The sequence below is a fragment of the Herbiconiux sp. 320_LB genome (assembly GCF_059691755.1).
Genome location: NZ_JCAWAD010000001.1, coordinates 562208 through 587772 on the forward strand (window position 1 = coordinate 562208; position 25565 = coordinate 587772).

A 25565-nucleotide genomic window follows, 5' to 3' on the forward strand; every position below is an offset into this window, starting at 1 on the left:
GCCTCAAGGCCGGATTCCCGGGCGCCGGAGGCGATTGAACAGCGGTTTCGTCAGGTCGATCAGCAGCCGGAACGGGCGGCGGCGCGGGATGTCAGGCCCGGCTCGGGACAAGGCTCATGACAACGTGAGCCATATTGAACACGCGAATTCCTGCACACAGACCCGCTGTGCCTTCGTTTTCCACAGCGTGGGTGGCAGGCCCGCCTACCGCGTTTGAGCTACCCCAGGGTGAGGGGATGCTCCTCCCAGTGCTTCAGTCCCTCGGCGGTGTCGCCTCGCTGCGGACGCTGGCCGAGCACGGCATCGGCGACGCCGAGGTGCGGGCCGCCGCGCGCCGGGGCGACGCGCTCCGCGTGCGGCGCGGCTGGGTCGCGCTCCCCACCGCCGACCGAGACGTGGTCGCGGCCGTGCGGGTCGGCGGTGTGCTCACCTGCACGTCGCTCCTCGGCCGCCTCGGCGTCTGGTGCGCTCCCGACCCCCGCCTCCACGTCCGCGTCCCGCCCAACATCAGCCACCTGGCCTCGCCCGCCGACCGCGCACGTCCCCTCGACACCCGCCACCCGGTGCGACTTCATCGGCCGGGCTGGGCGCACGGAGTGGGGCGACCGATCGATACCGTAGAAATTGCCCTCGCCCTTGCAACCGTCTGCCTGCCGCGGCTCGATGCCGTCGTCGCGCTCGACTCCGCACTGAACCGCAATCTGGTCAGCATGTCGAGCCTCCGCGACGTCCTCGCACCGCTGCCCGCGCGCTACCGCCGCTATCACGACCTGGTCGACCCCGGGTCGCAGTCAGGCCTGGAATCCAAGACCCGGCTCTCGCTCCGAAAGCTCGGGATCAGAGTCCGCAGCCAGGTCGCGATCCCCGGGGTGGGGCGGGTCGATCTGGTGGTGGGCGATCGACTCGTGATCGAGCTCGACGGCCACCAGTGGCATTCGAAGAAGCCTGACTTCGAGGAGGATCGCCGCCGCTGGCTCGGGCTCGTGCGTCTCGACTACTTACCGCTGCACCTGAGCTACGACCAGGTGATGTGGCAGTGGGCGTCCTGCGAAGCGGTCATCCTCGACCTCGTCCGCGCCCGGAAGCACCTCTGGCCGCAACGGTCCATCCGAACGGAATGAAAATCGGGTACCTCATCGACGCATTGTCGACGGGGTACCCGAATTTCATTCCGTACGGAACGCAGGCGCGTCAGGCGGTGACGACCTCGGGCGCGCCGACCGCCCCGGGGGGCATCTCGGCCGCCAGGCGGTTCGCCTCTTCGATCAGCGTCGCCACGATCTCGGCCTCCGGAACGGTCTTGATGACCTCGCCCTTGACGAAGATCTGGCCCTTGCCATTGCCCGAGGCCACACCGAGGTCGGCCTCGCGGGCCTCGCCGGGCCCGTTGACGACACAGCCCATGACGGCGACGCGGAGCGGCACGGTCATGCCCTCGAGCCCGTCGGTCACGTCGTTGGCCAGCTTGTACACGTCGACCTGAGCGCGGCCGCAGGACGGGCACGACACGATCTCGAGCTTGCGCTCGCGGAGGTTCAGCGACTGCAGGATCTGCAGCCCGACCTTGACCTCCTCGGCGGGCGGCGCGGAGAGCGAGACGCGGATGGTGTCGCCGATGCCCTCCGAGAGGAGGATGCCGAAGGCGGTGGCGCTCTTGATCGTGCCCTGGAACGAGGGGCCGGCCTCGGTCACGCCGAGGTGCAGCGGCCAGTCGCCTCGCTCGGCCAGCAACCGGTAGGCCTTGACCATGACGATCGGGTCGTTGTGCTTGACCGAGATCTTGAAGTCGTGGAAGTCGTGCTCCTCGAACAGCGAGGCCTCCCAGACGGCACTCTCGACGAGCGCCTCGGGCGTGGCCTTGCCGTACTTCTCGAGCAGCCGCGGGTCGAGCGAGCCCGCGTTGACGCCGATGCGGATCGAGACGCCTGCGGCCTTGGCCGCCGCGGCGATCTCCCCCACCTTGTCGTCGAACTTGCGGATGTTGCCTGGGTTCACGCGTACCCCGGCGCACCCGGCGTCGATCGCCGCGAACACGTAGTTCGGCTGGAAGTGGATGTCGGCGATCACCGGGATCTGGCTCTTCTTCGCGATGATCGGCAGCGCCTCGGCGTCGTCGCGCGACGGCACGGCCACCCGCACGATGTCGCAGCCCGAGGCGGTGAGCTCGGCGATCTGCTGCAGGGTGGCGTTGATGTTGGGCGTCGGAGTCGTGGTCATCGACTGCACGCTGACCGGCGCGTCTCCGCCGACGAGCACCTTGCCCACCTTGATCTGCCGTGACTTGCGGCGGGGGGCGAGGGTTTCGGGAACCTTGGGCATCCCTAGATTGATTGCAGGCACGATTTCAGTCTAAGTCCGCAATCTGAACAGCAGGTCAGCACCCGCTGAACCCGGCGCGATGACGGCGATCGGCGACCCCGCCGCCAGCACCGCCACAGCCGAAAGGCTCACCCGAAGACGTTGACCGGCTTCACGATGTCGGCGTAGACCAGCAGCGCGGTCATGCCGCCGAAGAGGATGACGACGGCGAAGGTCAGCGGCATCAGCTTGGCGGCGTCGACCGGCCCCGGATCCTTGCGCTTGAACAGCTTGGCGAAGCCGCGGCGGATCGCCTCCCACAGCGCCGACACCACGTGCCCGCCGTCCAGCGGGGTGAGCGGCACGAGGTTGATCACGAACAGCGCGACGTTCAGCGAGCCGAGCAGCCCCAGCAGCGACGCCGCCTTCGCCGCGATCGGGATGGTGTCGATCGACGCGATCTCGCCCGCGACCCGGCCAACGCCGACGACGCTGATCGGTCCGTTGATGTCGCGCTCGCCCGGGCCGAACGCGGCCTGCGCCACGTCGTAGAGTCGCTGCGGCAGGTTCGCGACCAGACCGACGGTCGATCCGATGTTCTCGCCGACCATCGGCAGCACCGAGGTGATCGGCTGCGGGACGAGCTCGGAGGCCGCCCCGATCCCGACGAAACCGACGTCCTGCGTCTGCTTGGTGCCGTCGGCGTTCTCGACGATCTTGCCCGCGTCGTCGAGCACGTAGCGCTCGGTGAGCAGCGGGGTGAGCGAGAGCGTCACGTCCTGCCCGTCGCGCTCGACCACGAGCGGCAGCGTCTGCCCGGCCGAGTCGCGGATGATGTCGGTCGACTGGTCCCAGCTCGTGATCGGGGTGCCGCCCAGGCTCACCAGCTTGTCGCCGGGCTGGATGCCGGCCGCCGCGCCCGGCGAGGCCGCATCCCCCGCCGCGCACTCGGTCTGCTCGCTGCCCGCCGGCAGCACGCAGGCCGACACGCTTCCGACGGTGGTGGAGGCCTGGGCGGTGCCGAAGCCGACGAGCACGATCGCGAAGAAGACGACGGCGAGCACGAGGTTCATGAACGGGCCGCCGAGCATCACGATGATCCGCTGCCAGACGGGCTTCCGATAGAAGGCCCGGTCCTCCTCCTGGCCGATCGAGAGCTGGCTGGCCTGCCGCGCGTCCTGCACCATCGACTGGAAGAAGCCGGTGCTGTTCGCGACCGGCTTCTCGCCGGCATGACGCGGGGGGAACATCCCGACCATCGAGATGTAGCCGCCGAGGGGTACGGCCTTCACGCCGTACTCGGTCTCGCCCTTGCGGCGCGAGAACACGGTCGGGCCGAAGCCGATCATGTACTGGGTGACCTTGATGCCGAAGAGCTTGGCGGGCACCAGGTGCCCGACCTCGTGGAGACCGATCGAGACGGCGACGCCGACCGCGATGACGAGCACGCCGAGAATGAACTGCAGGACCGTTTCCACACGAGGACACTACCCTGGCCCGCAACGCGGCCGCTGATCAGGGGCTGAGTGCGGGGTGGGGGCGGGATGTGGATGCGCCAAGCGCCGCCGCGGGCTGCGCCGAAGCTGCGAATTCAGCCCGCGATGAGCTCGTCCGCCGTCGCGCGCGCCCACCCCTCCGCTTCGGCCAGCGACTCGACCGTGACCTCCTCCGAGGGCATCTCGTGCAGGTCGACCACCCGGGCCACGGTGTCGACGATGTCGAGGAACCCGATCCGCCCGGCGTGGAACGCCGCGACCGCCTGCTCGTTCGCCGCGTTGAAGACGGCCGGGTAGCTGCCCCCGGCGCGGCCGACCCGCTTCGCGAGGGCGACCGCCGGGAAGGCCTCCTCGTCGAGGGGCGCGAAGGTCCACGACTGCGCGGTCGTCCAGTCCAGCGGCACGCCCACCCCGGGCACGCGCGCCGGCCAGTTCAACCCGAGGGCGATCGGGAGCCGCATGTCGGGCGGGGAGGCCTGGGCGATGGTCGACCCGTCGACGAACTCGACCATCGAGTGCACGATCGACTGCGGATGCACGGTGACGGCGATGTCGGAATAGGGCACGTCGAAGAGCAGGTGCGCCTCGATCACCTCGAGGCCCTTGTTGATCAGCGTCGCCGAGTTGGTGGTGACGACGAGCCCCATGTCCCAGGTGGGATGCGCGAGCGCCTCGCGCGGGGTGACGGCGGCCATCTCGGCACGGCTGCGCCCGCGGAAGGGTCCGCCCGAGGCGGTGAGCACGAGGCGGGAGACCTCCGCGGCGGTGCCGGAGCGCAGCGCCTGGGCGATCGCGGAGTGCTCGGAGTCGACCGGCACGATCTGGCCGGGGGCCGCGGCGCGCTTCACCAGGTCGCCGCCGACGATCAGGCTCTCCTTGTTGGCCAGCGCCAGCGTGCGCCCCGCCTCGAGGGCCGCGAGCGTGGGGCCGAGCCCGACCGAACCGGTGATGCCGTTCAGCACGACGTCAGCGTCGACGTCGCGGATCAGCTGCTCGGCCTCGCGGGCGCCGAGGCCCGTGTCGGCGACGCCGAACTCGGCGGCCTGGGCGGCCATAGCCTCGCGGTTCGAGCCGGCGACGAGACCGACCACCTCGAACAGCTCGGGATTGGCCCGGATCACGTCGAGCGCCTGAACGCCGATCGAGCCGGTGGAACCGAGGATGATGACACGTCTCACCGTGCCATCATCCCAGAAGGGCCCGGGAGGCACGGACTGTTCCGTGCCTCCCGGGCCCTTCAGGGAATCGGGTCGCCTACGCCGAGGCCGTGGCGAGGATGTCGATCACGAAGACGATCGTGTCCGTGCCCGAGATGCCGGCGGAGCTGTTGCCGCCGCTGCCGTACCCCTGGTCCGGCGGGATGACCACGACGATCTGCGAGCCGACGGTCTGGCCGACGAGCGCGGCCGAGAAGCCCTTGACGACACCGGTGGTCGGGAAGGTGCGGGGGCCGCCCTGGCCCCAGCTCTGGTCGAAGACCTTGCCGGTGCCCCAGATCAGGCCCTGGTACTGCACGGTGACGTTGTCGCCGTCGCCGACGGTCGCGCCATCGCCCTTCTTCAGCACCTCGGTCTTGAGCTCGGTGGGAGCGTCGCCCGACGGGATCGTGACGGTCGGGGCGCCGTCGTCGCCGAGCGTGACGGTGGGGAAGCCGTCCTGCGCCGGCTGGTCCTCGCCGAGGGCGCGGGTCGGGATGATGCCCTCGACGTCGGCGACCATGACCATCGAGTCGGTCGCGGAGATGCCGAGCGAGGTGTTGCCGGTGTCGCCGAAGGCGTCGGCCGGCGGGATGACCGCGACGACGCGCGAGCCGACGGGCACGCAGTTGACGGCGTTGACGATGCCGGGGATGTACTGGGTCGCGTCGACGGTGAGCTGCAGCTGCGTGCCGCCCTCGTCGAGCGTCGAGAAGACCTGGGTGCCGCTGGTGGCGTTGTAGATCGTGAAGTCGATGGTCGCGACGTCGCCGGTCTTGACGGTGTCGCCGGTGCCCTCGGTCACGACGGTGCGCTGGGTCGTGTCGACCGTCAGCGGCCCGGTGAAGGCCGTGGTCGGGGCGGAGCCGACGTCACCGGTCACGGTCACGCTGTTCGACTCGGTGCCGGCCGATGCCGAGTTGCACTCGCCCGAGGACTGATCGGCCGAGTCGGTCGACGCCGGAGCCGGGTCGGACGACGAGCAACCGGCGAGAAGGAGGGTGGCGGCGAGCGCGGCCGCAGCCACTGCCGGAATTGAGCGCATGAGTCCTCTTCGAGAGATGGGGGGAACGCTGCACAGTCTTGCTCAGCGGCCTTGGGCCAAGCTGGTGAGGGCCTGGGAGCCCGCACGACGTGCACGCGGGGACGAGCCTACCGGCTCGTTGCGTCCCCGGCATCGGGGCCAGCGGCGGGGCCGGCGGCAGGCTCGGCAGCCTGCCCCGCGGCAGGCCCAGCAGTGCGCGCGCCAGCCGCAGCCGGGGCACCCGCCTTCGCCGGGTTGCGGATGCCGAGGAACGACACCACTCCCCCCGCGACGAAGAACAGCGCCGAGACCAGCACGACCCGGTGGAACCCGTCGAGGTCGAGCACGGCCGTCCCGGCGATCAGGCTCGCCAGCGCCACCGCGATCAGCCCGGCCACCCGGGACACGGCGTTGTTGACCGCCGAGGCGATGCCCGAGCGCGAGGGGTCGATCGCCCCGAGGATCGCGGCCGTCAGCGGAGCCACGGTGATCGCCATGCCGAGCCCGAACACGATCACGGCGGGCAGCACCTGGGTGAGGTAGTCGGCGCTCTGGTCGATCCGCAACATCAGCAGGAAGCCGGCGCCGGCGAGGAACGGGCCGATCGTCATGAACAGCCGCGGTCCGATCCGGCCGCTCAGCCGGCCGAACAGGCTGGACAGGCCGATCAGCAGCAGGCTCGTCGGGATCATGGCGAAGCCGGCCTCGGTCGCGCTGTACCCCGCGACCTGCTGCAGGAACACCGCGATACAGAAGAAGCCGAGCGACAGCGCGCCGTAGATCAGGAAGGTCGCGACGTTGCCGACCGAGAAGTTGCGCACCCGGAACAGCTCCAGCGGCAGCATCGGCTGCTTGGCCCGGCGCTCGTGCAGCAGGAAGGCGACGAACGCGACGACGCCCACGATCAGCGGCACCAGCACGACCGGCGATCCCCAGCCGAAGTTCGACTGCTCGATCAGCGCGAAGACGGGCAGCCCCAGCCCGACGATGCCGAGCACGGCGCCGACGACGTCGATCCGGGCCCCCGGGATCCTGGCGTGGTCATGGTCGAGCTTGGTCAGCAGGAACAGGGTCACCACGATCGGCAGCACGTTGATGCCGAAGACCAGCCGCCACGAGGCCTGGTCGACGAGCACGCCGCCGAGGATGGGCCCGGCGATGTTGGCGACGCTCGTGAAGGCCGTCCAGGTTCCGATCGCCCGGCCCTGCATCGGGCCGCTGAAGCCGGCGAGGATCAGGGCGAGCGACGAGGGCACGAGCAGAGCACCCGCGATGCCCTGCAGTCCGCGCGAGACGATCAGGAATTCGATCGTCGGCGCGAAGGCGCAGAGCAGCGACGTCACCCCGAACCCGATCAGTCCGGCGAGCAGCACCTTCTTGCGCCCGAACACGTCCGACAGCGACCCGGCGAGCAGGATGACCGCGCCCAGCGTGATCAGGTAGGCGTCGACCACCCACTGCTGCGAGGTCAGCTCTCCCCCGAGCTCGCGGCTGATCGCGGGCAGTGCCACATTGATCACGGTCGCGTCGAGGAACGAGATGAACGAGGCGAGAACCGCCACGGCCAGCACGAATCGCTGCTGCGACGACATCTTCTCGGCCATGGGGACAGTCAAGTGCATCGCCGCCTCGGCCGCGACCCCGAGGGTGGCCCCGTGGGGGTCGGCCTCGCGAGCGACCGGGGCTGACACCGCGCCCCCGGTGCCGCCGCGGGCACCGCCGCCACCGCTGCCGCTGAGATCCGTCCGGCGTAGGGTGGCCGCCGTGACGGATGCACGGGGCTGGGCCGAGCGCGCCGACGCCGCCCAGCAGGCGCTCGGGTCGGCCGGCTCGGCCGGGTTCGGCCGCCGGTTCCTCCGGGGTGCGTACCGCAACACCTCGCGGCCGCGGCTCCGGCAGGCCTTCGCGCTCAACTACTGGTGGATCGCGCACGTCATCGAGGTGCGCATCGACGGCTTCGAGCGCTCGGGCGACGACCGGCTGCTCGACCAGGCCCGCGAGGCCTACGCCTGGCTCGTCCGGCGCAACCACGGCCGGCTCGAGAACGACTACTTCGACGACATGGGCTGGCTCGCGATCGCGGCGCTCCGGCTGCACGACGCGGTCACCGCCGACGGTCGACGGTCCGGCAGTCGTCAGTCCGGCGGCGCCGGGAGCCGCTACCTCGACGATGCCGTGCAGCTTCAGCGTTACATCGCGGCCCGGGGCTGGAACGACCTCCAGGGCCCGAGCGTCAGCTGGCGCGTGCAGCAGCCCGCCTACAAGAACGCCCCGAGCAACGGCGCCTTCGCGATCGTGTCGGCCCGGCTCGCCGAGCGCACGGGCGACGCGGCCTACCTCCGTCAGGCCGAGGCGACGACGGACTGGCTGCGCGAGCACCTGCTCCGACCCGACCACCTGGTCGCCGACGGCGTGAACCGGCTGGGCGACGGCCGCACCGACACCGACTGGCTGTTCACCTACAACCAGGGCCTCTACGTCGGAGCCCTGGTGGAGCAGGCGAGCGGCTCCCGCGCGGGGAACGGCTCCGCCGAGCACGGGACCGGGGCAGACCTCCTGGCCGAGGCCGCTCGCACCGCCCTGGCCGCGATCGCCCGCTTCGCGCCCCCTCCCGCCTCGGTCGTGACGGGCGAGAACGCCGACCTCACCTCGCGGGGCGGCGGCGATCTCGGACTGTTCAAGGGCATCCTGGTGCGCTACCTGGGACTGCTCGCCGCTCGGCTCCCCGACGGGCCCGAGCGCACCGAGGTGTCCGCTTTCCTCCGGCGCTCGACCGATGCGCTCTGGGTGGGCATGCACCGGACACCGGGGCTCCGCGCCGGCGACGACTGGTCGCGGCCCGCCCCGCCGGTGACCTTCCTGTCGACGCAGGTCTCAGCGGTGATGGCGCTCGAGACCCGGGCGCGGCTCGAGGCGGGTTCAGTCCCGGGAGACGAGCCGCACCGCGAAGGCGAGTGACTCCCCCGACGCGACGGTGACGAGGATGCGGCGGCTGCGATCGACCCCCGCGTCACCCGCGCCGGGTCGCCCGGACGGTGGGCCACCGACCGGGCGCATGCCCGGCACCGTCTCGGCGACCACCTCGTAGACCTGGCGACCGGCTGCGGGACCGGCCGCGGGACCGGCCGCGGGCTCGGCCGCCGGCATCCGCTGGCCGAACGCCGGGTCGGCGATGACGGCGTCGACCGACACGGCTCCGGCACGGGTGACGACGACGGCGGTGAGCTCGACCGTGCGCGAGAGGGCCGTGTGAACGGCGGTGTCACCGGGATGCGCGGCCTCGAAGAGCGCGACCGCCTCGGCGCGGAAGGCCTCGCCGAGCGTGCCGCGCAACGTGCGGCCGATCAGGAAGAGCTCGACCGGAACGGGCTCAAGCACGGGCACACGCACGGGCACCGGCACAGGCTGCCCCGGCACGGCCGCGTCGCCCGCACGCGTTTCGGTCACGACGACCTAGCCGAGGATCGCGACCGCGTCGTGGTGCACCGGAAAGGCGACCGAGTTCGCGATGAAGCAGACGGCATTGGCCTCCGCGTGCATCCGCTCGAACTCGTCGGGGTCGACCGGCGCCGAGACGGTCACGCGGGGGTGCAGGGTGACCGAGGTGAACCGGCCGCCGTCGCCCTCCTGCTCCATCGTGCCGGTCGCGGCATCCGTGTACGCCGTCACGACGACCCCATGCTTCACGGCGACGTGCAGGAAGGAGAGCATGTGGCACTCGGCGAGGGCGGCGAGCAGCAGCTCCTCGGGGTTCCAGCGGTCGGCGTCGCCGTGGAAGGTGCGATCGGCCGAGGCCTCGATCGCGGGCTTGCCCGCGGCCTCGATCGTGCCCTGGCGGCCGTACTCGCGGTAGCCGCTCGTGCCGGTGCCGCGACTGCCAAGCCAGGCGACATCCACGCTGTAGTGATGCTCACGATTCACCCCGCCATGCTAACCCCGGCTCCCAGGGGCGCTGGCCTAAACTCGAGGCACTATGACTGACACCATCGACACCCCGGTCGCCGCCCCCGTCTACTCGGTTCCGCAGGAGCGGAGGATCGTCACGGCGATCCCCGGTCCCAAGTCGGAGGAGCTGCACCGTCGACGCCTCGCCGTTGTGCCGCCCGGGGTCTCGAGCGCGCTTCCCGTCTACATCGCGAAGGCCAACGGCGCCATCCTCGTCGACGTCGACGGCAACCAGTTCATCGACCTGGGCGCGGGCATCGGTGTCACCACGATCGGGCACACCGAGGCCGCCGTGGTCGCCGCCGCCGCCGCGCAGCTGCAGGATGTGACGCACACGCTGTTCACGATCACGCCCTACGAGGAGTACGTGCGGGTCGCCGAGCTGCTCGCCGAGAACACGCCCGGCGACTTCGTCAAGCGCACGGTGCTGGTGAACTCCGGCGCCGAGGCGGTCGAGAACGCGGTCAAGATCGCCCGGAAGCACACCCACCGGGTCGGCGTCGCGGTGCTCGAGCACGCCTACCACGGCCGCACGAACCTCACGATGGCCATGAACTTCAAGGCTGCTCCGTACTCGACCGGCTTCGGTCCCTTCGCCGGCGACGTCTACCGCGCCCCGAACTCGTACCCGTACCACGACGGTCTCACCGGCCCCGAGGCCGCGGCACGCACGATCGCCTACCTCGAGAAGACGGTCGGCGCCGAAGACCTCGCCTGCCTCGTCGTCGAGCCGATCCAGGGCGAGGGCGGCTTCGTCGTGCCGGCCGAGGGCTACCTCCCGGCGCTGCAGGAGTGGTGCACCGAGAAGGGCATCGTCTTCATCGCCGACGAGATCCAGAGCGGCATGGCCCGCACCGGCGCCATGTTCGCCAGCGAGCACTTCGGCCTCGTGCCCGACCTCGTGCTGAGCGCCAAGGGCATCGCCGGCGGCCTCCCGCTCGCGGGCGTCACCGGCCGCGCCGAGATCATGGACTCCGCGCAGCCCGGCGGCCTCGGCGGCACCTTCGGCGGCAACCCGGTCGCCGCGGCGGCCGCCGTCGCCGTGTTCGAGCAGATCGACAAGGGCTCGCTGCTCGAGGAGGCCAAGCGCATCGAGCGCACCCTGACCACGGGGCTCCGCGCGCTGCAGGAGAAGTACGACGTGATCGGCGAGGTGCGCGGCATCGGCGCCATGATCGCGATCGAGCTCGTCGAGCCCGGCACCGGCGAGACCACGAAGGCGCCCAACGCGGCCGCCGTCAACAGCATCGTCGCCTACGCCGCCCAGCAGGGCGTGCTCGTGCTCACCGCGGGCACCTACGGCAACGTGCTGCGCTTCCTGCCGAGCCTCGCCACGAGCGACGCCCTGCTCGAAGACGCACTGTCGGTGATCGACGAGGCCCTCGCCCGGTTCACCGCGTGAGCGGCGGGCACGGGTCGGGGCCCGGTCGCGATGCGGCCGACGGGCAGCGGATGAACGGGGCCGGCGAGCCGGGAACGGCCGCTCTCGAGCAGTCGGTCGAGCTCGCCGTGCTCGACCGCAGCGGCTTCGTCGAGTCGCGCCACATCGGCTCGGCCGTGGTGGTCGACCGGGAGGGCCGGGTCGCGCTGTCGTACGGCTCCCCCGAGCTCCCGGTGTACCCGCGGTCGTGCATGAAGCCGTTCCAGGCCTTGACCGTGCTCGAGGCGGGCGTCGAGCTCGACCCCGTGCAGACGGTGCTGGCCACCGCGAGCCACGCCGCCACCGCCGAGCACGTCGCGGTGGTGCGGTCGATCCTCGCCCGCGCGGGCCTCGACGAGGACGCCCTCGGCTGCCCGCCCGACTGGCCGGGTGACTCGGCGGCCCGCGACGCCGCGCGCACCGACCCCGGGCGTCCGTCGCGCCTGTTCATGAATTGCTCGGGCAAGCACGCGGCCATGCTGCTCGCCTGCGTCGAGAACGGCTGGGAGACCGAGGGCTACCTGGAGCCGGGCCACCCGCTGCAGCAGCGCATCCTCGCAACGGTCGAGCGTGAGATCGGGGAACCGGTCGCGCACTCGGGGGTCGACGGCTGCGGCGCCCCGGTGCACGCGATGTCGCTCGTCGGACTCGCCCGCGGGATCGGCCGGCTCCGCCGCGCGGAGTCCGGGGCGGCGAAGCAGCTGACCGACAGCATCCTCGCCAACGGCTGGGCGATCGACGGACCGGGCCGGGCGAACACCGTGGTGATCGAGCGCCTGGGCGTGGTCGCGAAGCTGGGCGCCGAGGGCGTCATGGTCATGGCGACGCCGGACGGCGCGTCGGTCGCGGTGAAGATGCTCGACGGCAGCCTGCGGGCGGCGTCGCTGGTGGCGCTCACGCTGCTCGCTCGCCACGGCTCGCTCACGGCCGAGCAGGTCGAGGGCATGACCGCCGAGCTCGAGCTCACCGTCTACGGCGGGTCGGCCGCGGTCGGGACCATCCGGGTGTCGCCGAGCCTCTAGGCAAAGCCTCTAGCCGAGGTCGGGTCCGGGCCGGGGCCTCGGCCGGGCCTCAGCGCACGTCGAAGTACTGGTCGCCGATGCCGACGCGGGTGCCGCGGAAGACCCGCTGCGCGCGACCCGGCACCAGCTCGATCGGTTCGAGGAGGTCGAGGCCGACCCGCGTGCCGTTCGACGAGCCGCGGTCGGCGACCCAGAGCTCTCCCTCGTCGACGCCGAAGCGCAGGTGGGTCTTCGAGACGCTGCGCTGCGGATCGACGATCTGCACCAGGTAGTCGACCCGCTCGCCGGAGTCGGGGGTGGGGTTGCGGCCGATGAGGCCGCTGCCGGAGACGCGGACGCTCTCGCCCGTGCTGAAGACAAGGTGGAACAGCGCCTGCTCGCGGGCGGTCTGGGGCCGGGGCTGGGGCTGCGACTGCGGCTCGGCCTGAGACTCGGGGTGGGGCGCGAGCTGGGGTTCGGGCTGAGGTGCGCGCTGGGGCTCGGTCTGCTCGGGCTGAGGCGCGAGCTGGGGTTCAGGTGCGCGAGGTGCTGCGGCAGCGGGAGCCGGCGCGTTCGCCCCCGCCGCGCGGGCCGCCCGGGCGCGCCCCTCGTCGGCGATCGCGTCGATCAGGGCCTGCCGGTCGTAGCGCGCCGTGTCGCCGAGGGTGGGCGCCGGCGCGATCGCCGAGGTGCCGCACTCGCCGCAGAGCAGGGCCCCTGCGCTCAAGGTCGTGCCGCAGGTTCTGCACTTCACTGGATCTTCCGCCTCTTCCGGACTGCGCTCGTCCTGTCCGTGCCATGATACGTGCGCAACGACCTGGTCGACACCCGGGCCCGCAGCCGCGCGAAGACGCCCCGGCCCTCGAGCAGGCGTCGGCGTTCGCGGTCGGACGCGGCCCAGATCGCCGCCAGTTCGGCCTCGCTGGGCGGCTCGGGCGAGTACAGCGCGCTGTCGACCCGCTCGGCGAGGGCCAGCGTCTCCCCGGCCCCGAGCATCCGTGCCGCCTCGCGACGGGTCGCGTGGGGCGGGGCCGGCAGCGCACCGTCCCGCGCGGAGTCGACGACCTCGGCCCACCCGCCGGCCGCGCGGCTGCGGGCCGATCCCCGTGTCCGCCGCCGCGCCCGCCGCCGGAGCTTCACGCCGATCACGGCGAGGAACGGGGCGGCCAGCAGGGCCAGCACGGCTAGGGTGATGCCCGCGATGGTGAGGATGCGCACGACGAGCGCGAGCACCGCATCCGGGGCGGCGGGTTGGTCGTCGTTCTGCTGGGCGGGGGCCGAATCGGCGGGCCCCTCGAGCTGGTCGGAGGCCGGCGGCACCACCTCGGGCGGCTGCACCGCCGTGGTGCTGTCGTCGGTGGCGCTGTCCGGGATGGGCCGGGGTTCGGGATTCGGGTCGAGGGCGACCCAGCCGGCCTCGGCCGTGTACACCTCGATCCAGGCCGTCGCGTCGGAGCCGGTGACCGGGACGGAGTCGGGCGCTCCGGCCGACCCGTCGGCCACGGTCGTGGTCGGGATGTCGAAGCCCGTCGCGACCCGGGCGGGGAAGCCCACGGTCTCGGCCAGCAGGGCGGCCGAGGCGGCGTACTGCTCGGCGTCGCCGACCATGGGGGTGCTGGTCAGGAACTCCTGAAGGCGGTCGGCACCGTGCCCGGAACGGCTGAACACCTCACCGGCCAGCCCGCTGGAGACATACCCCTGCCGCAGTCCGGTGAGGATGCCGGCCAGTCGCTGACCGGGCGTTCCCGAGGCGGGGGCCCATTCGGCGGCGCGGAGGGCCACCGCATCCGGCACGCCGGTGCCGGGGGTGACCGGGAGCGAGCCCGGGGTGAGGGCCTCGGCACCGCCGGCCGGGGCGGCAACGGGATCGCGCAGCTCGAGCCGGTAGCGGTCTCCGGCGGCCAGGCCGACCGGATCGGCCACCGTCGCCACGGAGCGACCGACGTACAGCGCCCCCTGCAGGGCGGAGGCCTCGGGACCCTCGAAGGTCACGGCCGTCGGCACCCCGACCGTGGGCACCCAGACGCCCCGGTAGCCGCCGACCTCGATCTCGACGGTGCGGCCCGGCCCCGCCGGGATCTCGGCGCCCGGCACGGGGTCTCCGCCGTCGAGGCGCTCGGGCACGCGCGTGAACAGAGCCCCGCCCGATCCCGCGGCGTCCGCCGCGTCGCCCACGTCGAAGACGACGCCGTCGTAGCGGTCCATCCGGGCGGTCACGATGCGATCGCCCGGCCGGGTGCCCGAGACGGTGAGCATCACCGTCTGGTCGGCCGGCGGCTTGAGATCGCCGCGGAATGCCGAGAGCGGGCTCGGCTGATCGCTCGGGTCGAAGGGCTGGTCGACCGCGTCCCGCGCGACGACGCGGTCGCCCGGGGGCGCGACGAGCGTCACGCCGGCCGCCACCGCGACAGCGACGAGCACGACGGCCGCCATCGCCGCCCAGGACCGGCCGCGGCCGGCGGACCGCCCGGCGCGGGCCGGTCCGGCTGCGCGGGCCGAGGGCGGCAGCGGCGCGGTCAGGGCGAGCCACAGGACGAGCTCGACGGCGAACGCGGCCCCCACGATGACCGGGAGGAACGCGACCGCCCCGCCGAACACGATCCCGCTCACGAGCACCACGGTCGGGAGGACGACCATCAGCGGCGCCCAGCGTCCTCCGCGGGCCGCCACCGAGCCCGCGAGCACGGACGAGACCAGGAGCAGCACGAACACCGGCACGAGCAGCGCCTGGTAGTCGCCGACCGGGAGCTCGATCGTGAGCAGCTGACGCCATCCCGACGCCGTCGTCACGATCAGGTCGAGCAGGCCGTCGGGGGTCGGCAGCACTCCGCCCAAGGCCTTGCCGGGGACGGCCAGCGGCACCCCGAGCACGAGCCAGAGCAGCACCGTGCCGAGCAGCACGATCGGGGCCGACCAGCCACGCGCCGCCGCCAGCACGGCGAACCCCACCCCGCAGAGCACCGTGACGACGGCGAGCACGACGAAGGGTGCGGCCTGGTAGACCGGCCACCAGGCGGCCGCGGCCGTCAGCACGAGCACCGCCGACATCAGCCCGGCGCGCACCAGGCCGGCCATCAGACCCCCACCGCCCGGGTCAGCACGCGGACGAGGTCGTCGAGGTACCCGATCCGCGTGATCCGGAGGGCGTCGATGCGCACCAGCGAGGAGGCCGCCTCCGGGTCGGCGACCACCGCGATCACCTCGACCCCGGTGGCGAAGTGCGAGGCCGCGGCGCGCAGGTCGCGAGCCGTCACGGTCGAGCCGCAGGCGAGGAAGACGACCGACGCATCCGTCGCCGCCTCGCCGGCCGCCCGGGCCACCGCGGGGAGCCGGGCGGCGGTGGCCGACTCCTGGATCGCGCTCAGGTCGTCGAGCAGCTGGCGCGGGGTGCGCGTGCGGAGCCGACCCCCGGCCGCCGCGCCGCTAGCCCGCCGGCGCCGCGGCAGCGCGCCCGTGCGCCCCTGCACCCGCGAGGCCGCCGGCGCCCCGGCGAACACCGAGACCGTCGTGCCGTCGAGCACGGCCCGGGCGCCCAGGGAGGCGACGACGCTGACGACGAGCTCGAACTCTTCGGGCGTCGCGTGGTCGGCCTGGCTGAGCGACTGCAGCACGATCAGGTGGCTCCGCCGGGTCTGCTCGAACTGCCGCACCAGGAAGGTGCCGGTCTTGGCGGTGCTCCGCCAGTGGATGTGCCTCCGGTCGTCGCCGGGTACGTAACCGCGGAGCGCGTGGAACGACATGTCGCTGTCGGTCAGATCGGTGGTCGGGATGCCTTCGAGGTCGCGCAGGAGACCGGTCGTGCTCACGGCGAGCGGCACGGTCACCGGATGCACGAAGAGCTCCTCGGTCTCCGACCGCACCGACTCGCGGCGGGCCAGCCCGAACGGGTCGCGCCGGACGACGGTGACCGGACCGAGCGGGATGACGCCCCGGTGCTCGGTCGGCACCTCCACGACGACCTCGCTGGTGCCGCCGGCGGCGACCGGCGGCAGGCGGATGAACTCGATCCGGCCGCCGACGGCGAACTCGGCCTGCTGCGCGCGTCGGGCGACCGCGGAGTCGTTCGTGACGCGCACCGCGACCGAGGCGGACCGACCGGCGACGACCTGGCGGTCGAGCACCTCGATCGCGATCCGGCCGCTCCCCCGCCCCAGGAGGAACAGCACGGCCACCAGGGCGACGACGAGCGCGACGAGACCGGCCGCGAGCAGCTCGGTCCAGCCCAGACCGACCCCGGTCGCGATGCCGACGACGGCGAGCACGAGCACGACCCAGCCGCCCGCCGAGACGGTCACCGGGAGGCGGGAAGGCCTCATGCGGCCGTGGCGTCCCCGGGAGGCGGGACGTCGAGGAGGATCTGCGACACCACGCCCTGCGCGGTGACCCCGTCGAACTCCGCCTCGGGATCGAGGACGAGCCGGTGCGCCAGCACGGGTCCGGCGAGGGACTTGACGTCGTCCGGCACGACGTAGTGCCGGCCGTCCGACGCGGCGTAGGTCTTGGCCGCCCGGATCAGGGCGAGCGCCGCCCGCACGCTGCCGCCCAGCCGGGTCTCGTCGGCGTCGCGCGTCGCCTGCACCACGCGGGACACGTAGTCGTTGACGGTGGGGTCGACGTGCACCGTGCGCGCCTCGGCCGCGAGGAGCGTGACGCCCTCGGCCGTGATGATCGGCGGCAGCCCCTCGCCGTGGGCCCGCTCGGTCGCGCCCTCGAGGATGCGGAGGGTCGTCGCGTGGTCGGGGTAGCCGATCGAGGTCTTGATCAGGAAGCGGTCCAGCTGCGCCTCGGGCAGGCGGTAGGTGCCGGCCTGCTCGATCGGGTTCTGCGTGGCGATCACCATGAACGGCTCGCCGACCGGATGCGGGACGCCGTCGACGGTGACCCGGCCCTCCTCCATCACCTCCAGCAGCGCGGACTGCGTCTTCGGGCTGGCGCGGTTGATCTCGTCCGCGAGCACGACGTTCGCGAAGACCGGTCCGCGGTGGAACTCGAACCGCCCGTCGCGCTGGTCGTAGACGCTCACGCCGGTGATGTCGCCCGGCAGCAGGTCGGGGGTGAACTGGATGCGGCTGGTCGTGCCGCGCACGCTGTCCGCGATCGCGCGGGCGAGCGAGGTCTTGCCGGTGCCCGGCGCATCCTCCAGCAGCAGATGGCCCTCGCTGAAGAGGGCGACGAGCGCGAGCCGGATGACGTGGGACTTGCCGTGCAGCGTGCGCTCGACGTTCACGGTCAGGCGGTCGAACACGTCGGCGAATCGCGCCGCCTGATCGGTCGTCATTGTCATCGGGGGGTCACCTCTTTCGTCAACCACGGTACACATAGCGGTGGTCGCCGATCTGCACGTAGAGCCCTGAGTCGTCCTTCGCCGGAGCCGGAGTGGGCTTGCAGCTGGTGGGGCCGGCCGGCTGACCTGTGCTGGGATCGACCGATCGCGTGCCGCACCAGATCGTGGGGGTCAGGGCGCCGTTCTGCGGGTCGTCGGCCCAGCTCCAGGTCGTGCCGTCGTACACGGGGGTCGTGCCGAACTGGAAGGTGAGCGAGGGTTCGGGCGCGATCACCGGGCCGGAGTAGGGCCCGCAGAGCTCGACGCCGAGCCAGTCGGAGCAGGCCTGGATGACGAAGCCGTACTTCTCACCGAACGCTCCCCCGGTGACCTCCCGCGGGATTCCGCCGAGCGAGACCTGCACCGGAGACCCGGTCGGCGCGCCGGACGCGTCGAGGGCCCGCACCCGGTATCGGTCGGCCGGGGTCGGCACCGAGACCAGCTGCGCCTCGATCCGTATGCCGCCTTCTCGCTCGACCATCTTCACGCCGACCTGGGAGGCGTCGATCGCGGACGGGGTGGGGAAGACCGAGGCCGACACGACCGCGGAGGCGACGCATCCCGCACCGTTCCAGCCCCAGACCACGAAGGAGCGGGAGCTGTCGGCGAGCGTGAAGCCGCCGAAGGTCGCCGACAGGCCCGAGGTGCTCTGCTGAGCGGCGACCGCGCCGCCCACCGAGGGGGCGGAGACGCTGCCGGGCGCGGGCGAGGAGACCGAGCAGGCCTGCGCACCACCGGGCACTGAGGTCTGCCCCGGGGCGAGCAGCTGGGCGTAGTAGCCCTTGACGCTGTCGCCGTTGCCGCCGAAGGCGGGCCAGCTGACCGTGATGGAGGCGGTGCCGGAGGTGGCGGGCGTGTCGGGCGTCGCGACCGCGCTCGGGGAGGAGGCGAGCGGCGCCCCGTAGGGTGTGGCGACGGCGCTCGTCGACGGCCAGACGGCGAGCGCAGGGAAGGCCCCGTTCCGCGCCGTGATCGTGACCGTGGCGGCCGAGCCGTTCACGAGGCCCCGGACCGTAGTCCGACATCCCGAACCGTCGCAGGCGCCCGCGTCGACGCTCTGCACGGGCCGGCCGTCGACCGCGACGTCGTACTGCCGCACCGGTGAGCCGCCGGGCGGGACGGAAGACGCGCTCCAGCGCACGTCGAGCTCGCCGTCGCGCGGGGCGAGGGTGAGGCCCGAGGGAGTGGACGGCACCAGATCGGACCAGACCGGGGTCGGCGAGACGACCGGGTCGGAGGAGCCGATGGCGTTCAGCGCGGTGACGCTGACCGAGACCGCGTTCGACGGGCCGTTGCCCGGGGTTGCCGCGACGCAGCTCGTGCCTCCGCAGCGGGTCGTCGTGGCCGCGCCGGCGGCGGTGCGGGCCACGACCTCGAAGCCGGTGATCGGCGCGTTGTTGGCCGGACCGGGCGAGAAGGAGACCGTGAGGCTCCGGTCGCCGAAGCCCGTGACGACGAGCCCCGTGACGGGGCCCGGTCTGTCCTGCACCGCGATCCGCACGGTGCCCCAGGTGGCGCGGTCGGGCTCCCCGGTGCCGTCGAGCACCTGGTACTGCACGCTCACGTCGGCGGGCGGGGCGTCCGGGGCGACCGTGATCTGCAGTCGGCTCTTGTCGTCGCTCGGCACGATGGACATCCCGGCCGGGAGCGCCCCCGCGTCGGCGCCCCGGACCGCGATGACCGTGAGCGGGATCTGCGGGAACGGGTTGGTGGCCTGGTCGTTCGCGAGCACGTCGACGGTGGTGGTCTGGCCCCGGGGGGCGACCACCGTGTCGGTGGCCGGTGCCGCGAGCGGTTTCGTGGAGGAGACCACGGTCACGTCGATGCGGCCGGACTTCCCGGTGACACCGCCCGAGGCGGCACCGATCACGAAGCTGCCCTGCGCCCCCTTCTTCGTGCCGACGTCGACCGAGATGGTGAGCGACGTGCCCAGGAGCACCGCGGAGAAACCGGCCGGCCTCGGGTCGAGCACCTGGTAGCCCACCGCGGGCGACCCGACCGCCGTCGCGGTGAGCTTGGTGAGGTCGATCGTCTTCTGCTGGCCCGGCTCGAACTCCAGCACCGCCCCGGTGAACACCGGCGGCTGGTTCTCGCGCGGGGTGACGGTGATCGGCAGCACGAGGGTCGCGGTGCGTGCACCCGCGCCCTCGCCGTCGGCGACCTCGAACGAGATCGAGGCGGGCCCGAAGTACTGGTCGGCACTCCGGAAGACCAGGGTGCGGCGGTCGGACACGAGCGAGGAGCCGTCGGAGTGGGTCGCCCGAACCGAGTTCGGGTCGGTGATGACGACCGGGCCGGAGCCCGTGCCGACCACGTAGTCGGCGAGCGGGATCGACAGGCTGGAGCCACTGGGAACGGTCAGGCGCGGCGCGTTGGTGCGCAGCTGCGGCAGCGCGTCGTCGGTGCCCGGCACCCAGATGAATCCCGTCGCCGTGATCGACGGGTCCTCCGGATGCGCCACCGTGAACGGGATCAGCTGGCGCTCGGGCCGCACCGTCACCCGCACCACGTGGTCCACCACCTCCGCGGAGCCGGAGTAGGCCGGGAGCACCGACAGCCCGAGCGCGGAAGACGGGCCCTCCGCGAAGAAGACGTTGTCGAGCACCGGCACGTCGACCGTGCGCACGCCGAGGATGTCCGAGAGCGAGAGCACCGTGTCCGACACCTGGGGCCGCGCGAGCGGGGCATCGGCGGCGACCTCGACGGTGGCGAAGCTGGAGGAGGTGCCGCCCCGCTCGTTCGCGATCGTGTAGATGAAGCCGTAGCGGCCGGGCGTCGCGGGTGCCGTGACGACGAGCAGGTCGCCCTGCACGACGGCGGTCGCCCCGGCGGTGAGGGGCGAGACCTCGGTGATCGACAAGGGGCTGCCGTCGGGATCCGAGTCGTTCTGCAGCACGCGGAGGAACACGGTGCGGCCCGGGCGCACCGTCACCTCGTCCGGCGTCGCCACCGGGTTGCGGGCGCCCTCGAGCCGGGCGCTGATGCCCACCCGCACCGTGCCGGTGGCCCGGGCGCCCAGGCGGTCGACGACCGTGTAGGTGAAGGTGTCGGTGCCGGTCGAGTACTCGCCGGCCTCGTAGTCGATCCAGTCCGGGCCGGTCTCGGTCACGGTGCCCTTGTCGGGCACCGAGTCGATGCCGAGGAACTGCACCGAGTCGCCGTCGGGGTCGATGCCGGTCAGGGGCACCGGGATGCGCACGGTCTCCCCCGCGATCACCCGCGCCGTCAGCCGCAGGGGCACCGGCGCCGCGTTGGCGGTCGGATCGGCCTCGCGCACGCTGATCGTGACCTCCGCGGTCGCCCACTGCCCGTCCGGCGCGTCGACCCGGTAGACGGCGGTGAAGTCGCCCGGGGTGTCGGGGGCGAGATAGCGCAGCACCCGGCTCGAGGTGAACAGGAGCCCCGAGTCGGCGCCTAGACCGCGCACGAGTTCGGGATGCAGGCTCAGCGCGTCGCCGTCCGGCTGCACGTCGTTCGCGAGCACCGGGATGTCGACGACGTCGCCCACCCTCACCGAGGCCGTGTCGGGGAGGGCGACCGGCGGCTGCCGCTGAGCGGGTTCGGGGATCTCGACGACGGTGACCGAACCCTTCGCCTCGGCCAGCCCGTTGGTCACGGTGTAGCTGAAGGCGGTGCGACCGCCCGGGAGCGGCTTCGTCAAGGTGACCCTGATCATCCGCTGTTCGATCACCTCGACGCGGACGCCGTCGGCGACGGGGACGCCGTCGACGCCGCTGACGATGAGCACACCGCCGGCCGGATCGAAGTCGCCCGCGAGCACGTCGACCAGCACGGCGGCACCCTGCCGGGCGAACGCGGAGTGCGGGACGGTCACCGGGCGGGTGTTGGCGTCGGGAGCCGGGGTCGCGATCACACGGATGACGCCCGTCGCGGTGCGCGATCCCTCGACCACGGCGTAGTCGAGGAGGGTCGAGCCGGCGGACTTCGCCGTGATCCTCACCGTGCCGCCGGCGTAGTCGGGCACGATGTCGAAGCCGTCGCGGGCCGGCACGTTCGACAGGCGCACCCCGGAGCCGCCGCCGGTCACCCGCTCGAGCGGGGAGACCTGGACCTCCTGGCCGACCCGGGCCTGCACGACGAACCCGGCCGCGACCAGCGGTACCTCCTCGGCGGGGTGCACGCGCACCAGGATCGACCCGGTCGTGCTGTCCTGCCCGTCGCCGACCGTGAGGGTGACCTCCTTGACCCCGGTGCCCTGGCCGGAGTCGGTGTAGGTGACGACGCCGTCGGGCGTGTAGGTCACCGCGTCCGGCGCCGGGACAGCGGCGCTCTGCACGAAGAACGCGTCGCCGTCGGGGTCGTACCAGTCGCTGCGGATGTCGGTTCGGGCGCGACCCCCGAGAGCCACGTCGATCGCCGTGCGGGTGCTCTGCACGGGGGCGGCGTTCTGCTCGGGGGTGCGGACGGTCACCGTGACGGTGGCCTGGTCGGTGCCCCCGCGACCGTCGGAGATCGTGTAGCCGAAGGAGAGGTCGCCCGTCGCGGTCGGCGGCAGGGTGAGCTGCAGCTGCTGCCCGTCGGAGATGGTGTCGACGGTCCAGTCGACCCCCTCGGGCAGGGTCACCGAGTCGATGACGATGACGTCGCCGTTCGGGTCGTAGTCGTTCAGCAGCACCGGGAGCACGCTCGAGCGGCCGGGGCGCGCACCGAACTGGTCGTCGGTGGCCACCGGCGGGCGCTGCTCGGGATCGGCCTGGGCGGGCTCGTCGGTGACGGGGGCGTCGGACTGCTGGTCGGCGGTGGTGTCCGGCAACAACGCGTCCCAGTTGTCGATCACCGCGTTGCCGCGGGTCACGTCCCAGGAGCGGCCGCTCGCGGCGTCGCTGAGGAGCACCCCGCCGGTGCCGTTGGTGCGGAAGGCGAGGGTGGCGCCGGCCGCGGCGCCGTCGAGGGTGTTCTCGGTGCCTTCGGGGGTGGTGGTGGCGGTGTTGGTGTCGGCGATGTCGGCCGTGTTGCCGGTGTCGGCCGTGTTGGGCTTGTCGTCGTCGGCGGTGGTGCCGGTTCCGCCGCGGGCGGCGTCGTCCGGGGTGCGGCCCGGGGCTCCGTCGGCGCAGCGGCTCCAGGAGCGGCCGTCGGTCCAGGCGGCGTACCAGCAGCCTCCTGCCTCGACCGGCGCGACGGAGGTGCCGGTGTGGCCCGACGACAGGGTGCGGGCGTCGCCACCGGCGAGCGGCACCGCGAGGAGAGCGGTGGAGGTGGCGACGAGGACGTCGGGGGCGTCGGGCGAGGGCTGCTGCAGCCAGGCGCGGGATGCGGGGGTGCCGGAGCTTGAGGAGCCGGTGCCGCTGCCGGTGCTTATGCCGGCGCCGTCTGTGCCGGTGCCTGCGCCGTCGGTGCTGCCGTCAGCTTCGCCGCTGCCGCCTCCGTTCGTGCCGGAGCCGCTGCCCTCCGCGGCGCCGTCGCCGCCGCCTCCGCTCGCGCCGCCCTGCCCGCCGGTGGCGCCTCCACCCGAGCCCGAGCCCGCACCCGCACCCGCGAGGTCGCCGAGCGCGATCACGCGGTCGCGGGTGATCAGGCGCGCGGTGCTCCGGTCGAGCACCGCCCAGCTGTCGCCCACCGCCGTGATCGCGACGTCGGCGTCGGCGGCCAGCTCGATCGGCCGGGGATCGGAGCCGGGGGTGCGTGCCTGGCCGGCCGCGACCGGATCGAGGGTGAGCACCGAACCGGTGGCCGGCGAGACGCCGACGACCGCACCGGAGTCCGTGAGAACCGCTTCGCCGCCGGCCCCCAGCGTGAGATCCGCCGGGGACGCGGGATCGAAGGAGGCCAGGGCGGCCGGGGTCGTGACCCAGACGTCGCCGGTCGTGCGCGAGGCGATCAGGGCCGTCGTGGCCGACAGGGTCACCGAGACCTCGCCGACCGGGAGGGTCACGGTCTCGGCGACGGTCGCTCCCGCCGTGTCGATCAGCTGCGCCTCGCCGCCGCCCAGATCGACGACCGCGACCGTCTGACCGAACTGACTGACCGAGAGCGAGCCCGACGACATCCGTACCGCGGTGTTCAGTTCTCCGATCTGGGGGTTCGCGCGTCCGGCCGCCTGGTGGAGGTCGCTCGTGACCCAGACCGCCGCGTCGTCGAGCTGCACCTTCTGGGCCGGATAACCGGTCGAGACCACGGCCACCCCGGCCACGAGGGCGCCTACCAGGGTCGCGCCCGCGACCGTGCCGACCAGGGACTTGCGGGCCGCCGCCCAGGCGATCAGCCGTGACCGGCCGATCATGACGGAGCCGCGCACTTCTCGGAGCTGGCCTCACCGACCCGGCCGGAGCGGACGACCGCCACCGAGATGCACACTGTGGCGCCGTCGGTCGGATAGACCGCGAACTCGCGGCCGCGTTGAACGGAGCTCTGCCCGGAGCCGCCCGGGGCCGCGCCCTGCCCGGTCCCGCCCGGGCCCGAGGTGGTCACGCGGTAGGTGTCGCCCTCCTGGAGCCCCGGATCCTGCCAGGCGAAGAGGATGCTCCCGGCACCCAGCTGGGCCGTGATCTCGCCGACCCGCGGGATGTCGGGCGCCGTCAGCTGACGACCGAGCAGGATGCCGCCGCCCGCGAGCGCGAGGAGGACCACGGCGGAGGCGCCGATGATCCAGGCCCGCCGCGCACGGCTGGCCGGTGGTGCCGCGGCGTACCCGCGGACGGTCTCCTTTCGCCGGGTCACCGTGGTCGCGCCGCGCGCCCCGGGGCCGGTGGTGGGGGTGCGGGAGCGGCCGTCGACCGGATCCGTGCCGAAGCCGCGGCCTGGGCCGGATCCCTGGACGGAGCCCGAGCCCGGGCCGGTTGCACCGGAGCGGCCCGCCGAGGACGAGGCGCGACGGCGACGCGGCCGGCCAATGCCGCCACCGGCCCGAATCCGGTCACCCGTGGCCGACCCGGCGTGGTCGCGCCCGCCGGCGGCGGACCCGAAGCCGGCGTCACCCCCGGCATGGAGCACCGTGCGCTCGTCGACGTCGTGCCCGAATCCGCTCGCCCACTCGGCCATCTCGATCTCGGCGCCGGTCTGCGTCAGCCCGAGCTCGGTCTCGACGACCTGCAGCTCGCGGAGCAGCTCCAGGGCGGTCGCGGGCCGGGATGCCGGGTTCTTCGACAGGCCACGCGCGAGCACGGCCTCGAGGGAGGCGGGGACGTCGGCGCGCCCGATCGGAGGGAGCCGGCCCTTCATGATGCGCTTCGCCAGCTCGCCGGGGGCGGAGGCTCCGGCCTGCTCGAATGGGGAACGCCCGGCGAGCAGCGAGTAGAGGGTCGCCGAGAGCGACCAGACCTCGGATGCCACGGTGCCCTGCGTCTGCTCGCTCACCACCTCGGGGGCCGACCACGGAATCGAGAGGCCGACCGCCTCGGCGACCGCCGATCCGCGGGTCGTCGACGAGATGCCGAAGTCACTCAGCACGGGGGCGCCGTAGGCCGTGAGCAGGATGTTCGAGGGTTTGACGTCGCGGTGCAGGATGCCGCGCTCGTGGGCGGTGTGGAGGGCGCCGGCGATCTTGACGCCGATCCGCAGCACCTCGGCGACCGGGAGCGGCTCGCTGCGGTAGCGCTGGCCGAGCGAGGAGGAGCAGAGCTCCATGACGAGATAGGGCCGGCCGTCGGCCGAGACGCCGGCCTCGTAGACGGTGAGGATCGACGGATGCGCGCTCAGCGTCGCCATCAGGTCGGCCTCGACCCGGAACATCCGCCTGACCTGCTCGTTGACGACCTCGGGCAGCATCACCTTGACCGCGACCTGGCGGCGGGGCATGTTCTGCTCGAAGAGGAAGACGTCGGCGAAACCGCCCGCACCGAGCACCCTGACCGAGGTGAACCCCGGGAGGGTGGGTGGAGCGGAGGGCAGACGTCGGGCCATCG

General features: G+C 72.9%; 17 protein-coding genes. 4 read left to right on the forward strand and 13 right to left on the reverse strand.

The features are described from left to right. The first annotated feature begins 236 nt into the window (after positions 1 to 236). A complete protein-coding gene (locus AC59HU_RS02600) occupies positions 237 to 1121 on the forward strand; it encodes an endonuclease domain-containing protein (protein ID WP_497221769.1) in 885 nt (294 codons plus the stop codon). Between the two features lie 70 nt (positions 1122 to 1191). Here the strand turns inward: AC59HU_RS02600 and ispG are convergent, their stop codons facing one another. The 5 genes from ispG to AC59HU_RS02625 all read right to left on the reverse strand — a co-directional run bounded on the left by ispG (position 1192) and on the right by AC59HU_RS02625 (position 7618). Then, positions 1192 to 2319: a flavodoxin-dependent (E)-4-hydroxy-3-methylbut-2-enyl-diphosphate synthase gene (gene ispG / locus AC59HU_RS02605; protein WP_497222069.1), complete on the reverse strand. Its 1128-nt coding sequence runs from the start codon at positions 2317 to 2319 to the stop codon at positions 1192 to 1194. A 128-nt stretch (positions 2320 to 2447) separates the two neighbouring features. Further along, on the reverse strand, positions 2448 to 3776 hold the full coding sequence (locus tag AC59HU_RS02610) for a M50 family metallopeptidase (RefSeq protein ID WP_497221770.1): 1329 nt from the start codon (positions 3774 to 3776) through the stop codon (positions 2448 to 2450). A 113-nt stretch (positions 3777 to 3889) separates the two neighbouring features. Continuing rightward, on the reverse strand, positions 3890 to 4972 hold the full coding sequence (dxr, locus tag AC59HU_RS02615) for a 1-deoxy-D-xylulose-5-phosphate reductoisomerase (RefSeq protein ID WP_497221771.1): 1083 nt from the start codon (positions 4970 to 4972) through the stop codon (positions 3890 to 3892). Between the two features lie 76 nt (positions 4973 to 5048). Beyond that, positions 5049 to 6017, reverse strand: coding sequence for an FKBP-type peptidyl-prolyl cis-trans isomerase (locus AC59HU_RS02620; protein ID WP_497221772.1), 969 nt, complete (start codon positions 6015 to 6017; stop codon positions 5049 to 5051). Between the two features lie 125 nt (positions 6018 to 6142). Then, positions 6143 to 7618: a DHA2 family efflux MFS transporter permease subunit gene (locus AC59HU_RS02625; RefSeq protein ID WP_497221773.1), complete on the reverse strand. Its 1476-nt coding sequence runs from the start codon at positions 7616 to 7618 to the stop codon at positions 6143 to 6145. A gap of 160 nt (positions 7619 to 7778) precedes the next feature. Between AC59HU_RS02625 and AC59HU_RS02630 the strand changes: the two genes are divergently transcribed. After that, a complete protein-coding gene (locus AC59HU_RS02630) occupies positions 7779 to 8972 on the forward strand; it encodes a glycoside hydrolase family 76 protein (protein WP_497221774.1) in 1194 nt (397 codons plus the stop codon). On the opposite strand, the gene AC59HU_RS02635 is transcribed toward AC59HU_RS02630, so the two are convergent. Both AC59HU_RS02635 and AC59HU_RS02640 read right to left on the reverse strand, forming a co-directional pair. Then, the gene (locus tag AC59HU_RS02635; protein ID WP_497221775.1) at positions 8934 to 9392 is read right to left on the reverse strand and encodes a hypothetical protein; all 459 of its coding nucleotides are present in this window, start codon (positions 9390 to 9392) and stop codon (positions 8934 to 8936) included. The two genes, AC59HU_RS02630 and AC59HU_RS02635, sit on opposite strands and share 39 nt — an antisense overlap. Before the next feature lie 75 nt (positions 9393 to 9467). Continuing rightward, complete coding sequence (locus tag AC59HU_RS02640) at positions 9468 to 9935, reverse strand: OsmC family protein (RefSeq protein ID WP_497221776.1); 468 nt, start codon at positions 9933 to 9935, stop codon at positions 9468 to 9470. 52 nt (positions 9936 to 9987) lie between these two features. Here AC59HU_RS02640 and gabT point away from each other — a divergent pair, with 52 nt between their 5' ends. Together gabT and AC59HU_RS02650 are read left to right on the forward strand one after the other, a co-directional pair. After that, the gene (gene gabT, locus AC59HU_RS02645) at positions 9988 to 11361 is read left to right on the forward strand and encodes a 4-aminobutyrate--2-oxoglutarate transaminase (protein WP_497221777.1); all 1374 of its coding nucleotides are present in this window, start codon (positions 9988 to 9990) and stop codon (positions 11359 to 11361) included. A 50-nt stretch (positions 11362 to 11411) separates the two neighbouring features. Next, positions 11412 to 12401 (forward strand): asparaginase, encoded by a 990-nt coding sequence (locus tag AC59HU_RS02650; RefSeq protein WP_497222070.1) that lies wholly within the window; start codon positions 11412 to 11414, stop codon positions 12399 to 12401. 49 nt (positions 12402 to 12450) lie between these two features. Here the strand turns inward: AC59HU_RS02650 and AC59HU_RS02655 are convergent, their stop codons facing one another. The 6 genes from AC59HU_RS02655 to AC59HU_RS02680 are packed head-to-tail and all read right to left on the reverse strand — an operon-like array spanning position 12451 to position 25563. Beyond that, positions 12451 to 13107 carry an FHA domain-containing protein gene (locus tag AC59HU_RS02655; RefSeq protein ID WP_497221778.1) on the reverse strand — a complete coding sequence of 219 codons (657 nt, stop codon included), beginning with the start codon at positions 13105 to 13107 and terminating at the stop codon, positions 12451 to 12453. A 23-nt stretch (positions 13108 to 13130) separates the two neighbouring features. Then, on the reverse strand, positions 13131 to 15455 hold the full coding sequence (locus AC59HU_RS02660; protein WP_497221779.1) for a transglutaminase family protein: 2325 nt from the start codon (positions 15453 to 15455) through the stop codon (positions 13131 to 13133). After that, complete coding sequence (locus tag AC59HU_RS02665; RefSeq protein WP_497221780.1) at positions 15455 to 16696, reverse strand: DUF58 domain-containing protein; 1242 nt, start codon at positions 16694 to 16696, stop codon at positions 15455 to 15457. Before AC59HU_RS02665 ends, AC59HU_RS02660 begins: the two co-directional genes overlap by 1 nt. Then, positions 16693 to 17664 carry an AAA family ATPase gene (locus AC59HU_RS02670; RefSeq protein WP_497221781.1) on the reverse strand — a complete coding sequence of 324 codons (972 nt, stop codon included), beginning with the start codon at positions 17662 to 17664 and terminating at the stop codon, positions 16693 to 16695. Before AC59HU_RS02670 ends, AC59HU_RS02665 begins: the two co-directional genes overlap by 4 nt. A gap of 19 nt (positions 17665 to 17683) precedes the next feature. Continuing rightward, complete coding sequence (locus AC59HU_RS02675) at positions 17684 to 23944, reverse strand: Ig-like domain-containing protein (protein ID WP_497221782.1); 6261 nt, start codon at positions 23942 to 23944, stop codon at positions 17684 to 17686. Then, entirely contained in the window at positions 23941 to 25563 is a 1623-nt protein-coding gene (locus tag AC59HU_RS02680) for a serine/threonine-protein kinase (RefSeq protein ID WP_497221783.1), read from the reverse strand. The genes AC59HU_RS02675 and AC59HU_RS02680 overlap by 4 nt, the downstream gene beginning before the upstream one ends. Positions 25564 to 25565 lie beyond the last annotated feature (2 nt).